The sequence below is a fragment of the Nostoc sp. DSM 114161 genome (assembly GCF_052692665.1).
Window position 1 is genome coordinate 7,556,801 of record NZ_CP195141.1, and the last position, 12,640, is coordinate 7,569,440.

A 12,640-nucleotide genomic window follows, 5' to 3' on the forward strand; every position below is an offset into this window, starting at 1 on the left:
TTTAGCAGTACTTTGGGTTTTTTATGAACAAAGGTGAATTAGTTGATGCCATAGCTGACAAGGCTGGCGTTACTAAAAAACAAGCAGATGCAGTTTTGACGGCCGCTCTGGATGCGATTATTGAGGCTGTGGCTGGCGGCGACAAGGTGACGCTCGTGGGTTTTGGGAGTTGGGAACCACGCGACAGAGCAGCCCGCGAGGGGAGAAATCCCAAGACCAATGAGAAGATGGAGATTCCAGCTACCAGAGTGCCTGGATTTTCGGCGGGGAAAGTTTTTCGAGACAAGGTAGCTGGCTCCCTAGAGGGCAAAGTCGCGGCTTAGTTCATGCAACAAAACATGAATTTTGTTGCATGAGGTTGTTGGAACTCTAAAACCGTAGTACACCAAGGTTTTCATGAGTTCCATTTCCCGCGTCTCAACCGACCAAAAACTGATTGAGATGTGGTTGCACGGTAGACCCATCTCTACCCAAAAAGAGTATCGCCGCGACGTACAAATATTCTTTGGGTTTGTGGGCAAAAACTTATCAGATTGCAACTTAGAAGATTTGCAGAGCTACTCCAACCACTTGGACGAAAAAGGTATTAAATCCAGCACTAAGCGCCGCAAACTGAATGCTGTGAAGTCCCTCTACAGCTTTGCTACCAAATTGAACTATGTCCGCTTCAATGTGGCAGCGGCCTTGAAAATACCTAAAGCCAGTAACTCATTAGCTGGGCGGATTCTCAAGAAAAAGGAAGTTTTAAAGCTAATCTCCAAACGTCAAGACGAGAGCTTGCGCGACTACTGCTTTTTGAGGCTGCTTTATGCAACCGGAATGCGAATAAGTGAGATATGCAGCCTCAAGTGGAGTGATTTTGAAGAGCGCGATACCGGAGAAACGCAAGTAACCATTTTAGGAAAAGGCGACAAAATGCGGACGGTGTTAGTGCCAGCGGCAGTCTGGGTAGAACTAGAAGAATTGCGGGGAAATGTAGCCGAAGATAATCCCGTGTTCGTTTCAGTTAGAGGAAAGCGGCTTGAGCGCACGGCAGGACATCGCATCGTCAAGGCTGCGGTAGCAGCAGCTGGAGTCAAACCGGAGGTATCGGCCCACTGGTTGAGGCACGCCCATGCCCAGCACGCTTACGCCGGCGGCGCACGCATTGACTTGTTGCGGGACTCTTTAGGACACAGTAACATTAGTGTCACGAATGTTTACTTAGAAAGCAATCCAGAGGATTCTAGCAGCAATTATCTTGGACTATGAACTACGTCGAGGCATCTCGCGCAACCATCGCCGACCTTCAACCCAGAACCAGACTTTACGCATACAATGGTGATCGCCTTTATGTGGCGCGGATCGGCAATGTCGCAGATTGGGCTGCCTACAGAGGCAGTATCGAGCAAAGTTTAGATGTGGTAGCAGATCGCGGAATTAAAGTTGGTGAAGAGGAAGCAACGCGATTGTTTCCAGTTTGTCAGTCAGCTAAATTGAATTATCGTCGGTAGGCTCCAGGCTCCAGACTCCCAAACTCTACTAAATCGGGAGCCTCACCTACTCTGGACTCAGCAAGCAACCCTTCAATCGCCTTCTCTTTTGTGCCAAACAGTTGGCGGATATGAGCGCAATCATCGCGGTTCCAGTAATGCTCTATTGTGCGTTCTGCCCTCTGTCTTGCCCTATCTGGAGATAAATCCACAAATATACGCTCGCATGGCATTGGCTGATAATCGAAGATGCGGCGGTCGAGATGCCAATCAACGTGTTGGAGCATCTTGTCCCCAGTGCGGTTACTCACGCAAAACGGCGTCACGCCGTCGCGGCTATTCCAGATCCATTCCACCTCACTGCCATCTTCGGCAGCATACTTCATCAGGCAGAATGCTCCTTTGTGGCGATATCTGTTAAAGTCTCTCATAGTATTTGCACCCTTGGCACTCCCCATCTGGGTTTATAGCACACCGGATGTAGGGCGATCGCGCATTCCACTTGCAACTGGCATCTCCTATGCAACCGCGAGATTCGCCATGTCGGCTACAAGCTTCAATCGCCTCTGCCATCGTAATTCCAGCAGATGCTAGACTCCTAAGGCAAGAATCAGCAGACTCCACTTCCAGTCTGTTGCGGCTGAGGTAGTCCAAGGCTACAGCCATGCGCCGATGCTTCCAGTCCCAGTAACCTATCCATAGGAAAAAGCCACCAAATATCAGCCCTGCAAAGGCAAACCAACCGCCTTGAGCAATCATCAGAATGATATTTTCAGCGATCGCGATTATCCCTAGTATCGTAAACCAATCAAATTTTTTCATAATACTGACAGCTTTGGCACGGGCCGGATGGATTCACGGCACAGCGTAGCATTCTTGACCTTGCATTGTATTTGCAATTAGTATCGCCTATTGCGTTTATTGCGTTTAAACCCGGAAGTGCTATCGCTTCCCTTCTTACTTCAAGACGCCCCTGCAATTCCTGAAAAGTCTCACCAGATGGCTCGGTGAATGTTATCTCAGCACTTGCCTGTGTTGGTATTTCTATCCTTGCCCTATCTCCAAGGTGTCTGGGATAGTCCATAACGACTCTATCGAAGAATCCGCTTCTTGGTATTTCAATTTGCCCTAATTCAATCATTCGGCTAAGTCGCTCAAAAGCTCTCAACTTTGGAGTTCTTGGGCTAGTGGTAAAGGTGATGCGAATTTCGTCTCGTGAATTATTAGACACATTCACGCTCCGAGTATTGGGAGAAAAGAAAAACCGACCTTCTTCCCCAATTTCACGCCATTCGGTACACTCGCCTTGCAGCAACATCCCGTCAATTTCAACGGTGTCGCCCCTCTTGGTCGCGTTACCCGGATTCCATACCTCAATCGTTATTCTTGGGCGATCGGGATCAAAACCTCTATGAATAGTAAGCTCACGCAGAATCAAAGTAACCGAAGTTCTTCCCGCCTGATGAATCCCAGCCAAAAAACCATCTCTCCACCTGACAATAACCCAGCTTTGACTGCTGTAGTCAACGGTTCTTCTAATGCAGCCGCTAATATCATGGGCTAGGCGTTCGAGAAATATCGCGTTAGCGCACGCAACCTGACTGCCATCTAGAATTTGTTCAAAACCTTGTCGTGCCAAGTACTCAAAACGAACCCGCCAATTGCGCTCAACGTGGTAATAATTAGCGTCAATTTCTGAATGAAAATCCAATTGTTGGGCTACTAGATTTAATAAGGTTTTAATTTGACTAGTGTCGATATCATACATAGCATCCGACCATAGTCTTAACTCGTAGTTATGCCGTTCAACTCTCTCGATTTGATTCATTTTTAAACAATTCCGATAACAAACCTTTTGCTTCCCTACAACGATAGCCTAAGTGTTCTAGCTGGCTTTTCATCATATCTGGGCTATCTGTGAGGTAGTCGATTATGCCCGATCGCGTCCACTTGTCGCAGTTATGAATAGTGTCTAATTTCCGTTCGATAGACTTCAAAGCGTCTGCGAATTCCTGATATTTCTTGGCTTGCTGTTTCCTCTCCCACTTGTCCAACCAAGGGCGAGGCAAGCTATCTGGATCGCGTCCCAAGATATAGACTTGTTCTAGAAAGTCGATTTTGTCTTCCCAATTACCCTTCAGCACCCAGCCATCATGCTTCTTGGAAAATTTTTCATAAACGATTAGTTGAACTTTGTACAAATCCCACAACTTTTGTCTGTGGGTGCGATCGTATCCCACAAGGTAGTCACATCCTGGGATTCTGAGATTTATATAGTATGAGGCTGTGGGACTTTTCCGTTGATTCAGGTATTCGCAAATATCGCGCCAAAACCTGACATCTTCGTAGGTCAAAGGTGCGTCCCACTTGTCAATCAGTGCCTCGCAAAATCTCAGTCCGTCATCGACATCTAGGCAACTTTCTGGGAGATTTTCGTAGGCTAAGCGATCGCCATTGCAGTCATAGATCGCATAAGCCCAATACATATTGTGTTGATTGCTGCTGCCTCCTCCCGCATAGATACAAATTTGGCGGTTTTGGTAGGGAGAGCAATAACAAAATTTACGGGCTTCTTCAATTCGCAGTGGGGGAAAGTTGTTCATACGACATCCGCGACAAAAACCTGAAATTCTTGTGTTGTGGGTATTTTAGCTTTATCAAGTCCAGTCAATTTCGTTTAAAGATCGTACTGTGTCGCAAGAGAACGACAAGCGCAAAGAAATTGCCAAAGCTAAGTTTATCGTCGGTGAATCCATCCAAGCGATCGCCGATGACATCGACGTGAGTCGTCGCACCATTGAGCGATGGGCTGGTGAAAATGATGGCGAGTGGCGAAAGTTGCGCGACAAGAATGCGACAACCAATGTCATTCAGCTGCAACCCAAGCCAAGGGAGAAGCTTGGAGGGACAAAATTACGAGAAACTGCCAGACGGTACGATACGAGCGACAGCGTAGACGACCTCCACGCAATTGAATCTGCGATCGCCGATCTTCATGCCTCCCTTCCAGACGCAGAGGATAAATCCAAGGGTGGGATAGCAGGCGCGATCGCAAGACTGATCGAACTCAAGCGCAAACTGAAACCTGAGACGGTAGCTGATTTAGTGGAGAGAGCCATCGAACTTGATATCGGCCCTGAAGAATTCTTAACTGAGTTGAAAAATGCGTGGCAAAGAAGGGCATAAGACAGCAGTGGGAAGAAGCTGTTAACCCAGTAGTCCAAGAGGCCAACAACATTGTCTCGTGGAAGCCGTTGCCCGGGCCGCAAACAATGGCTTACACCTCAGAGGCTGATGAACTTTTCTACGGCGGGGCAGCTGGTGGCGGCAAGAGCTTTTTAATCTTGGGATTGGCGCTGAGCGCTCATCAAAATTCGATCATCTTTCGCCGCGAATATCCTCAATTAAAGGGCTTGCTCAAGGATTGCAAGAAAATCCTCAAAGGCACGGATGCTCGATATAACTCCACTGAAAAAACGTGGAGCAATTTACCTGGCGGGCGATCGCTTGAATTTGGTGCTTGTCAGCACGAGGATGATGTCGAAAAATACCAAGGCCGTCCCCACGACCTCAAGGCAATCGACGAAATCACCCACTTTAGTAAATCTCAGTTCAAGTTTCTAACTGGATGGCTCAGAACTGATGACCCGAATCAAAAATGCCGCGTGGTTTGCACGGGCAACCCGCCCACGACATCTGAAGGGCGGTGGGTGATTGAGTACTGGGCCCCTTGGCTTGACCCCAAACACCCCAACCCGGCCAAGCCCGGAGAACTGCGTTGGTTCGCCGTTCTAGATGGTGAAGATGTTGAAGTTGAGTCAGGGGAAGCGTTTGAGTATACGGATAAAGAAGGCAAAACCGAACTAGTTAAACCGCGATCGCGTACCTTCATCCCCGCCAAAATCGAAGATAACCCTATATATATGAAGACTGGCTACAAGTCAGTACTTCAGTCATTGCCCGAACCGCTAAGAAGCCAGATGCTCAAGGGCGACTTTGCAGCAGGAGTCGAGGACGATCCGTGGCAGGCTATCCCAACTGAGTGGGTTCAGTTGGCAATGAATAGGTGGAAACAGCATCGGCATATTTTCATGACTCGCCCCACGCCCATGACTTGCTTGGGTGTGGACGTGGCGCGTGGTGGTAGTGCAAAAACTGTCATCGCTCCCAGATACGGTAGTTTCATTGATAAGCTGCAAAAACACGCAGGCAAGACAACACCCAACGGCGGGGCGATCGCATCTTTGGTGCAAGTAGAATTGCAAGGCGATGCTTACATTCACATAGATATTTGTGGCGTTGGTTCCAGTCCTTACGATACTTGCGTGGAAAGAGGGCTTAACGCTCACGCCGCCAACGGCGCTGGGGGTTCGATGGCTCGTGATAAAAGCGGTAAGTTTGGGTTCATCAACAAACGGGCTGAATGGTACTGGCATCTGCGCGAAATCCTAGACCCAACCAGCGGCGACGATATTGCCCTACCCGACGATCCCGAACTCCTGGCTGATTTGACAGCACCCAAGTGGAAAATTACTTCTGCCTCCAAAATCCAGATCGAAAGCAAAGAGGATATCCAAAAGCGAATTGGTCGCAGCCCTGACTGTGGCGATAGCGTCGTCTATGCATTCGGCAACGTAGAATTCGCTATCTGGGCTGAAGATATCGCTACATGGGGCTAGTTCATGAAGAAAATATTAATTTTCCGTACACCTGCTCATGACTGTAACTCCTAACACCAAATAGCCTATTACTATATTTGGTTCAAAATTATGCAGTCAATTGCTGTTAGAAACCGGAATGATTTGGCGAATGAAAATGCGAAATTAGTTCATAAAGTCGTACACAGAATGTCAAGGCTTTGTAGGGAGCCTTATGAAGATTTATATCAGCTTGGGTTCATTGGACTATTGAAGGCCGCTGACAGATTCGACCCCACCACAGGTAATGCTTTTAGCTCCTTCGCCATCCCATATATTCAAGGGGAAATTCAACACTTTTTGCGCGACCAATGGCAATCAGTGAAACTGCCACGAACTGCTATTGAGACTAAAGCAAAAGTTAAAAGATTGCAGAGGTCTTTAGCGTCTCTCGGCAGAGATGTAAGCACTTTACAAATTGCCTTGGGGCTTGGGATTAGCGAAGAGAAATGGCGAGAAATAGATGCTTTAGATAGCAACGTAACTATTAGCTTGGATGAACTGCTGCACGAACCGATACAAGTAGACGGAAGCAACACCGATGAAGAAATAGTGGTAAAACACTTGAACAGGTTACAAGCTAGTCAGCGAACCGCCATTGTTGAAAAGTTTTTCAGCAACACTTCGATTCAAGATATTGCTAAAAGACAATCATGCACGCCAGAAAAAATTAAAGCTTGCATTAATCTCGGCCTAGTCAAATTACGAATATCATTATCACAAGAAGAATTATGAATTTACCAGAATTAGCTATTAGTATTAATGAAGCTTTCAAGCAATCCAAAAATTTTTATGAAGCTGGTGTTGAAGCTTTAACTAAAGCGATCGCTGCCGACAAAGAAGCAGGAGAAATGTTGCTTAAGGTAAAGAGCTTTTTACCTTATGGAGAGTTCGGCATCTGGGTTACTAGCAACTGCAATTTCACACATCGTCATGCCAATCGCTTGATGTTAATTGCTAAAAATTGGGAGAGAATCACCTCTACTTTAGACACGCGTGTCGAAAGTGAATCGCCGCTACTTTCTCTTAGAAGTGCTTTGGCTCTAGCAGCAGCCGAACCTAAGCCAGAAGCGCCACCACAAGAACCAACTACAAAGTATAAGGTGGCACTAAAAGACCATGCGTGTTACGGTGAGGTTGTTGAAGTTAAAGAGGAGTTGAGCAAAGGAGATGTAATACTTTGCATGACTTCTAAGGGTGAAATTCCCTTTCTTAAAAAAGAACTGGTTGGCTTATCTCAAAGCTTGGAATCAGTCGATGCTGAGGTGATTGATGTTGAGATTGAGGATGTTAGTGAGCAGTTGAAGGAGGCGATCGCGGTCGTGATTGAGTATCTTCCAGAAGATAAGCTAAAAGCAGTATTGGCGCAGGCCGTTTCTATTGGTAAAGATTACCTTCCGATTGATGCTCAAAGTATCGTGAGTAAGTTGATTAGCATCCAAGAAATACCAGCTTTAAATAGTTCGTCAATTTAGTAAATAACTTGACTCTCCATGAGTCGGTTTTGCTACCGCCCAGCTAGTCTCTCTGCCAATCTTGCCAATTTTGACAAAAAGGAAGTTACCTCGTACAAAAAATTCTGCATCCCCATCTTCTTTCGGTTCTTTGACTGTCTTGGGGATAGTTGTAACACCAATCAACTCCTTTACTTTGGATGATGGCAGCAACCATTTATTAGCGATCGCTTTTTCTAATTCTTCATAGCTAGCTAATGGCGATGGATGCCTCGCATAGGCATAAGTAATCATTTTTTCCATCAGGTTCGCCATCACATTAATAACTGTTGCTTGGTCGGGTTCGATGTCCAGTTTGTCAAGTTTATCCAGTTTGTCCAGTGCGGGTGCTTGGACTTCTGGCTGGAGAGGGAAATCGGCGATCGCGCCTCCAGAGCGAATGTGAATGTCTAGTTTATCCAAGAGTTCTAGTTGCTCGGAGGATATCTTTCCACGAGCTATGGGTTCTATTTTTAAGCCATTGATGCGATCGTAAACGGCTTGTCTAGAATCAAGTCTATAACGCTCTTGTAAGCTGGATATTTTTATCGGTTCTGTTTGTCCAGTCATTTGTTATATGTCCAGTCATTCACTGGACAATTTTAATATGTCCAGTGGATGACTGGACATATATCTCTTAATAAGAATTTGAAAGATTTATCTGATTTGGCGTGATAATATAGTATCGATTTGAATTTATATTTGAAATTTTATAATTTTGCCTTCTTGGAATAGGAACAGCGGGCGCTTACACGCCCGTTTTCATGATTGACAAGTCGGCTTCGCCGGAACTATTTCCGGCTTTTTTGCATGGGAATAAAGCCAATATCATTTGCTGTCGGGGCAAGTATACTGCCCCATTTTTAAACATGCTGAAGCTTCCTTTTAAGACCTCCCCCCAAAAATTTGAAAAAGTAGTAGTTGGAAATTCTCAAATTGGCGAATTAGAACTGCCAAAATACGGGGATTTAAGCCCCAACGAGCGCCTATTTATCAAATCCCAAAATCTAGCAGATATTCGTCTTGAGGCTGTAAAGGTAGCCAAAAGCATTGCTACTAAATCTGGTAAGGCAGTAATTGAAATCTATAGCGCCTTGACTCAGGGCGATAGCGAGTCGCTGGCTGATTATTTAGAAGAGTTTGTCAGCTTTCAAGACTTGATGGAAGATAATTCCGTAGCACGGAATTTGGTATTAGCTACTACCGTAATTCGCCGATTAGTACCTGAATGGGAAGTGGAAAATACTGGCGATCCTACGCAGATTCATCCAAAATTATTGGAATTAATCATCGAATTTGCCAAGAATGAAGAATCTGGTTGGCAAGAGGCAGTAAATCAGAAAATTACTGAAGAAGACTTGGGAAACTTGCCGCCGAACATCGAGATCCCAACTGGGGAGAAATCTACTGGCGAGTCCGCCGCTACTGGCCCCAAGAGCAGCGGTTCTCGCAAGAAAACTTTGGCAACCAGCCAACCTGGGTAATTTTACAAGCGTTGCACTACGGCGCCAAGTTGCACCGCGAGGAGTTGCACCTTGGCGAACTCGGCATTGCTACTCTCACTTCGTGCTTTGTGAACTCGAACCGCGACCCCAAATCTGAAGCCGCAAAACCTTCGGACTTTTTCTACTTCACGCCTGTTGAGGATGAAGGCGATCGCATTCCAAACACTGCTGCCAATGCCTTTTTCGCTCTGGCTGATGCGGGTAAATTGCCGGGGTGGTGTGTGGCGATCGCGCCTGTGGATAAATTAGTTAAATCCCGCAATGGTGTTGCCGTTAATCCCGTCGTTTGGGTGGGTGAGGGCGTGGTGCTGATTCAGCCGACAATTGATAATGGATTGGTCAGGTTCCCCTTGGGGTTCGTGGATGGCGTGAGTGGGGAAGTCACTACGGATAGCGGTGTGGTGAGAGTGCCGGAGTTAGGTCAAGCGTGGGTACTGGATGGGGAGTTTGCGCTTATGTAATACGTCCGCCTGCGACTGCCGAATTGAATTCATGAAAAATTTTTCAGGATGCTACGGTTCGTTAGTTGTTGTAAAAAGAAAAATAAGCGATCGCTTCCACCAAGAACATTCCTTTTCAATAAAGATGTCTCTCGGTTATGAAAAATTTTTCATGTACGCTTATTTTGAGTTGAGAATTGGGGGCGATCGGTTATGCACGAAACGCGATCGCGCCCTAGTTAGTAGGACACTTCTCTAATGAGCGTCGTTAATCTCAGCCAAAGTTTTGTCAAGTCTATCGTTAGCTTCCTTGGCAAGTTGAGCGCATCGCACGCTAGCAGCTATTCCTCCAGTGGCGGTAACAGTTCCCTCTGTAGCTTTGCCTGACAGCAATAACCCAGCACCCACTAAACTTACAAAGAAAGACATGGCAGTAGCAAACAGAGTCAGGTTAAAACTATGCCGAGCTTGGCGCAAACGTTCCATCAAAACTTGCTGATTAAAATTGGGTTCGCTTTGGTGAGATACCGTCAACTTATTCATAAATTTATCCATCACTCAACTGCTTCAAGTCTCGCAATTTGTTGCCCAAAGTTCAGTCTAGATAAGGGTTTTGCAGAAATAGTTTTCGTATGGGTTTGGTATAACTTTGGATTTTTACCATTAAAATAAGCATAGTTTTTGCGTTGAGCTATGCCCAGAAAATCGCTGAAAGCGTGTCCAGCAGGTATTGAGAAAGCGAGAATAGCTTTGACTGGTAAAGCTTGGTCATACGACAAATTGGCAGAAGCAATAGGAGTACAAACCCGTCAGCCAGTAGGCAATTTTTTTAATGGCAAGGGAGTAGCTACCGAAAACTTTGTTGCTATCTGCCAAGTGCTGGAACTCAATTGGCTAGAAATTGCTGGTCAGGTTGATTCGACCACTGATTTACCCAAGGAAGCTAATGTCGGTAATGACATCGCTGCTCTAGTCCAAGAGGTACGGGAAAAGGTAAGACCTTATATCCAAGAGCGTTGTGGCACGATGCGGGTGCTGGATATGAGACAATCTATTGGATTAGATGACATTTACACTGATGTCAATATTTTGGAGCAAATCACTGGACGCAGGCGGTTGAAAATTGAGGATCTGCAAACAGAACTATTACAAAACTCCGATGTAGAAGAACTCAGTCGTTTTGGACTTTGCGTAACCCAAAAGCGAGTACCAGGGCTAGAAGCAGTGCAACAGCACAGCAAACTCATGGTATTGGGTAAGCCAGGAGCGGGGAAAACCACATTTTTGAAGTACCTAGCAATCCAATGCATTGAAGGACAGTTTCAAGGCGATCGCTTTCCAGTTTTTATCACTCTCAAAGATTTTGCAGAAGCGCACAAAAAGCCAGACGTTTTAGAATATATTGCTCTAAAGTTATCTAAATATCAGGTGACAGATGCCAGCACCAAAGCAGAGCAACTCTTAAACTACGGGAAAGTATTAGTCTTATTAGATGGGTTAGATGAAGTCCGAGAAGAGGACACTAAGAAGGTATTAAATCAAGTCCAAGAATTTTCATACCAGTTTCACGCAAATCAATTTGTTATCACCTGTCGAATTGCTGCCAAAGAATACACGTTTCAAGGATTCACTGAAGTAGAAGTCGCAGATTTTAACTCCGAACAAATCGCCACTTTTGCTCAAAATTGGTTTCGATTAACTGACCCAGTTAAAGGTAAGCGTTTTATCCAAAAATTGAATGATAATAAGCCAATTGAAGAATTGGCAACCAATCCCTTGCTGTTAACTTTGCTTTGTTTGGTGTTTGGTGAAGTTGGAAATTTTCCAACGAATCGCTCCGAGCTTTACGAAGAAGGCTTGGATGTGCTGTTGAAAAAATGGGATGTCAAACGCAACATTGAGCGGGATGAAGTTTATAAAGGACTATCCTTGCGACTTAAGGAAAATTTACTTTCGCAAATTGCTCTAACTACTTTTGAACGCAAGGACTATTTTTTCAAGCAAAAGACAGTTGAAGCGTACATCGCTGACTTTATCTCCAACTTACCCAATGCTCGTACTCAACCCAAGGAATTAGAACTAGACAGCGAAGCGGTTTTGAAATCAATTGAAGCACAGCACGGGTTACTAGTAGCGCGGGCAACTGGCATTTACTCCTTTTCTCACCTAACCTTTCAGGAATATTTTGCTGCTAGAGAAATCAAAGAGAAGTCTGCTGAGGTAAATTTAGTAGAGCATATTACTGAGAAGCGATGGCGAGAGGTCTTTTTACTTGCCGCATGTATGATGCGTGATGCAGATAATTTAATACAACTAATGAAGCAAAAAGTTGATGGTTTACTACCAACTGATGAGAAATTGCAGCAGTTACTCACTTGGGTTGAAGAAAAATCTCGTTCTGTAGATACGCTTTACAAACCTGTTGCTATTCGAGCTTTCTACCTCAGCCTCTCCCTCGACCTCTCCCGAACCCTCGACCTCTCCCGAACCCTTTCCCTCAACCTCTCCCTCTCCCGAACCTCCTCCCTCGACCTCTCCCTCGACTTCTCCCTCTCCCTCTTCCTCTCACTCTCCCTCTCCGGAGCCTTCTCCCTCTTCCTCTCACTCTCCCTCGAGCTCACTCTCTTCCTCTCCCTCTCCCTCGACCTCGAATTGAAGCGATCGCTTCAACGACTAGTAGACCAACTCCCCAACGTTGACGATCGAGAAGCATTCAAGCATTGGCGGCAGGAAAACGGTAAAGTCTGGACTGAACAACTTAAAACAGTAATGATTGAACATCGCAATATTGGTCATGACTGGCAGTTCAACAACGAACAAAAACAACTATTAAAGCAGTATTACAACGCCAATAAGCTACTAGTCGATTGCCTCAACAGCGAGTGTTACATCAGCCGAGATGTGCGACAGCACATTGAAGATACATTGCTATTACCAATTAATAGCCAAGGTATGAAAAATTTTTCATGAGCATCAGCAGCCACCCTTTAGAGGTGATTTTTTGCTAGAGAGGGGAATCTAAGACATGATGTA

At 45.6% G+C, this 12,640-nt stretch carries 16 protein-coding genes and 1 pseudogene; 11 read left to right on the top strand and 6 right to left on the bottom strand.

Annotated elements, in window-relative coordinates:
* The first annotated feature begins 23 nt into the window (after positions 1-23).
* The 3 genes from NSTC745_RS31525 to NSTC745_RS31535 all read left to right on the top strand — a co-directional run bounded on the left by NSTC745_RS31525 (position 24) and on the right by NSTC745_RS31535 (position 1,493).
* The gene (locus NSTC745_RS31525; RefSeq protein WP_445634528.1) at positions 24-323 is read left to right on the top strand and encodes an HU family DNA-binding protein; all 300 of its coding nucleotides are present in this window, start codon (positions 24-26) and stop codon (positions 321-323) included.
* Between the two features lie 73 nt (positions 324-396).
* A complete protein-coding gene (locus NSTC745_RS31530) occupies positions 397-1,251 on the top strand; it encodes a tyrosine-type recombinase/integrase (protein WP_445634529.1) in 855 nt (284 codons plus the stop codon).
* Positions 1,248-1,493: a hypothetical protein gene (locus NSTC745_RS31535; RefSeq protein ID WP_445634530.1), complete on the top strand. Its 246-nt coding sequence runs from the start codon at positions 1,248-1,250 to the stop codon at positions 1,491-1,493. The genes NSTC745_RS31530 and NSTC745_RS31535 overlap by 4 nt, the downstream gene beginning before the upstream one ends.
* Here NSTC745_RS31535 and NSTC745_RS31540 read toward each other — a convergent pair.
* The 4 genes and pseudogenes from NSTC745_RS31540 to NSTC745_RS31555 form a co-directional block, all read right to left on the bottom strand.
* Complete coding sequence (locus NSTC745_RS31540; protein ID WP_445634531.1) at positions 1,481-1,903, bottom strand: hypothetical protein; 423 nt, start codon at positions 1,901-1,903, stop codon at positions 1,481-1,483. The genes NSTC745_RS31535 and NSTC745_RS31540 overlap by 13 nt on opposite strands.
* Positions 1,890-2,294 (bottom strand): DUF6464 family protein, encoded by a 405-nt coding sequence (locus tag NSTC745_RS31545; RefSeq protein WP_445634532.1) that lies wholly within the window; start codon positions 2,292-2,294, stop codon positions 1,890-1,892. The genes NSTC745_RS31540 and NSTC745_RS31545 overlap by 14 nt, the downstream gene beginning before the upstream one ends.
* Positions 2,281-2,385, bottom strand: a pseudogene (locus NSTC745_RS31550) (DUF6464 family protein); the annotation flags it as partial. The gene NSTC745_RS31545 and the pseudogene NSTC745_RS31550, both read right to left, overlap by 14 nt.
* 892 nt (positions 2,386-3,277) lie before the next feature.
* Positions 3,278-4,075, bottom strand: a complete 798-nt coding sequence (locus NSTC745_RS31555) for a hypothetical protein (RefSeq protein ID WP_445634533.1) — start codon at positions 4,073-4,075, stop codon at positions 3,278-3,280.
* A gap of 88 nt (positions 4,076-4,163) precedes the next feature.
* On the opposite strand from NSTC745_RS31555, the gene NSTC745_RS31560 reads away from it, so the two are divergent.
* The 4 genes from NSTC745_RS31560 to NSTC745_RS31575 all read left to right on the top strand — a co-directional run bounded on the left by NSTC745_RS31560 (position 4,164) and on the right by NSTC745_RS31575 (position 7,644).
* On the top strand, positions 4,164-4,658 hold the full coding sequence (locus tag NSTC745_RS31560) for a hypothetical protein (RefSeq protein WP_445634534.1): 495 nt from the start codon (positions 4,164-4,166) through the stop codon (positions 4,656-4,658).
* Entirely contained in the window at positions 4,640-6,151 is a 1,512-nt protein-coding gene (locus NSTC745_RS31565; RefSeq protein ID WP_445634535.1) for a terminase large subunit domain-containing protein, read from the top strand. The genes NSTC745_RS31560 and NSTC745_RS31565 overlap by 19 nt, the downstream gene beginning before the upstream one ends.
* A gap of 90 nt (positions 6,152-6,241) precedes the next feature.
* The gene (locus NSTC745_RS31570; protein ID WP_445634536.1) at positions 6,242-6,904 is read left to right on the top strand and encodes a sigma-70 family RNA polymerase sigma factor; all 663 of its coding nucleotides are present in this window, start codon (positions 6,242-6,244) and stop codon (positions 6,902-6,904) included.
* Positions 6,901-7,644, top strand: coding sequence for a DUF3102 domain-containing protein (locus NSTC745_RS31575; protein ID WP_445634537.1), 744 nt, complete (start codon positions 6,901-6,903; stop codon positions 7,642-7,644). The genes NSTC745_RS31570 and NSTC745_RS31575 overlap by 4 nt, the downstream gene beginning before the upstream one ends.
* Here the strand turns inward: NSTC745_RS31575 and NSTC745_RS31580 are convergent.
* The gene (locus NSTC745_RS31580; RefSeq protein ID WP_445634538.1) at positions 7,636-8,232 is read right to left on the bottom strand and encodes a hypothetical protein; all 597 of its coding nucleotides are present in this window, start codon (positions 8,230-8,232) and stop codon (positions 7,636-7,638) included. The genes NSTC745_RS31575 and NSTC745_RS31580 overlap by 9 nt on opposite strands.
* Positions 8,233-8,426: 194 nt before the next feature.
* Here NSTC745_RS31580 and NSTC745_RS31585 point away from each other — a divergent pair, with 194 nt between their 5' ends.
* The 3 genes from NSTC745_RS31585 to NSTC745_RS31595 are packed head-to-tail and all read left to right on the top strand — an operon-like array spanning position 8,427 to position 9,866.
* Entirely contained in the window at positions 8,427-9,146 is a 720-nt protein-coding gene (locus tag NSTC745_RS31585) for a hypothetical protein (RefSeq protein WP_445634539.1), read from the top strand.
* An 11-nt stretch (positions 9,147-9,157) separates the two neighbouring features.
* Positions 9,158-9,628 (top strand): hypothetical protein, encoded by a 471-nt coding sequence (locus tag NSTC745_RS31590; RefSeq protein WP_445634540.1) that lies wholly within the window; start codon positions 9,158-9,160, stop codon positions 9,626-9,628.
* Positions 9,629-9,659: 31 nt separating this feature from the next.
* Entirely contained in the window at positions 9,660-9,866 is a 207-nt protein-coding gene (locus NSTC745_RS31595; RefSeq protein ID WP_445634541.1) for a hypothetical protein, read from the top strand.
* On the opposite strand, the gene NSTC745_RS31600 is transcribed toward NSTC745_RS31595, so the two are convergent.
* Complete coding sequence (locus NSTC745_RS31600) at positions 9,863-10,150, bottom strand: TRADD-N-associated membrane domain-containing protein (RefSeq protein ID WP_445634542.1); 288 nt, start codon at positions 10,148-10,150, stop codon at positions 9,863-9,865. The two genes, NSTC745_RS31595 and NSTC745_RS31600, sit on opposite strands and share 4 nt — an antisense overlap.
* 150 nt (positions 10,151-10,300) lie before the next feature.
* Here NSTC745_RS31600 and NSTC745_RS31605 point away from each other — a divergent pair, with 150 nt between their 5' ends.
* Positions 10,301-12,577 carry an NACHT domain-containing protein gene (locus NSTC745_RS31605; protein WP_445634543.1) on the top strand — a complete coding sequence of 759 codons (2,277 nt, stop codon included), beginning with the start codon at positions 10,301-10,303 and terminating at the stop codon, positions 12,575-12,577.
* Positions 12,578-12,640: the final 63 nt, after the last annotated feature.

Excerpts from the sequence above, each read along its gene's own strand:
- NSTC745_RS31525 (WP_445634528.1), top strand. The coding sequence starts at position 24 with ATGAACAAAGGTGAATTAGTTGATGCCATAGCTGACAAGGCTGGCGTT.
- NSTC745_RS31530 (WP_445634529.1), top strand. The coding sequence starts at position 397 with ATGAGTTCCATTTCCCGCGTCTCAACCGACCAAAAACTGATTGAGATG.
- NSTC745_RS31535 (WP_445634530.1), top strand. The coding sequence starts at position 1,248 with ATGAACTACGTCGAGGCATCTCGCGCAACCATCGCCGACCTTCAACCC.
- NSTC745_RS31540 (WP_445634531.1), bottom strand. The coding sequence starts at position 1,903 with ATGAGAGACTTTAACAGATATCGCCACAAAGGAGCATTCTGCCTGATG.
- NSTC745_RS31545 (WP_445634532.1), bottom strand. The coding sequence starts at position 2,294 with ATGAAAAAATTTGATTGGTTTACGATACTAGGGATAATCGCGATCGCT.
- NSTC745_RS31555 (WP_445634533.1), bottom strand. The coding sequence starts at position 4,075 with ATGAACAACTTTCCCCCACTGCGAATTGAAGAAGCCCGTAAATTTTGT.
- NSTC745_RS31570 (WP_445634536.1), top strand. The coding sequence starts at position 6,242 with ATGCAGTCAATTGCTGTTAGAAACCGGAATGATTTGGCGAATGAAAAT.
- NSTC745_RS31575 (WP_445634537.1), top strand. The coding sequence starts at position 6,901 with ATGAATTTACCAGAATTAGCTATTAGTATTAATGAAGCTTTCAAGCAA.
- NSTC745_RS31580 (WP_445634538.1), bottom strand. The coding sequence starts at position 8,232 with ATGACTGGACAAACAGAACCGATAAAAATATCCAGCTTACAAGAGCGT.
- NSTC745_RS31585 (WP_445634539.1), top strand. The coding sequence starts at position 8,427 with ATGATTGACAAGTCGGCTTCGCCGGAACTATTTCCGGCTTTTTTGCAT.
- NSTC745_RS31595 (WP_445634541.1), top strand. The coding sequence starts at position 9,660 with ATGAAAAATTTTTCAGGATGCTACGGTTCGTTAGTTGTTGTAAAAAGA.
- NSTC745_RS31600 (WP_445634542.1), bottom strand. The coding sequence starts at position 10,150 with ATGAATAAGTTGACGGTATCTCACCAAAGCGAACCCAATTTTAATCAG.
- NSTC745_RS31605 (WP_445634543.1), top strand. The coding sequence starts at position 10,301 with ATGCCCAGAAAATCGCTGAAAGCGTGTCCAGCAGGTATTGAGAAAGCG.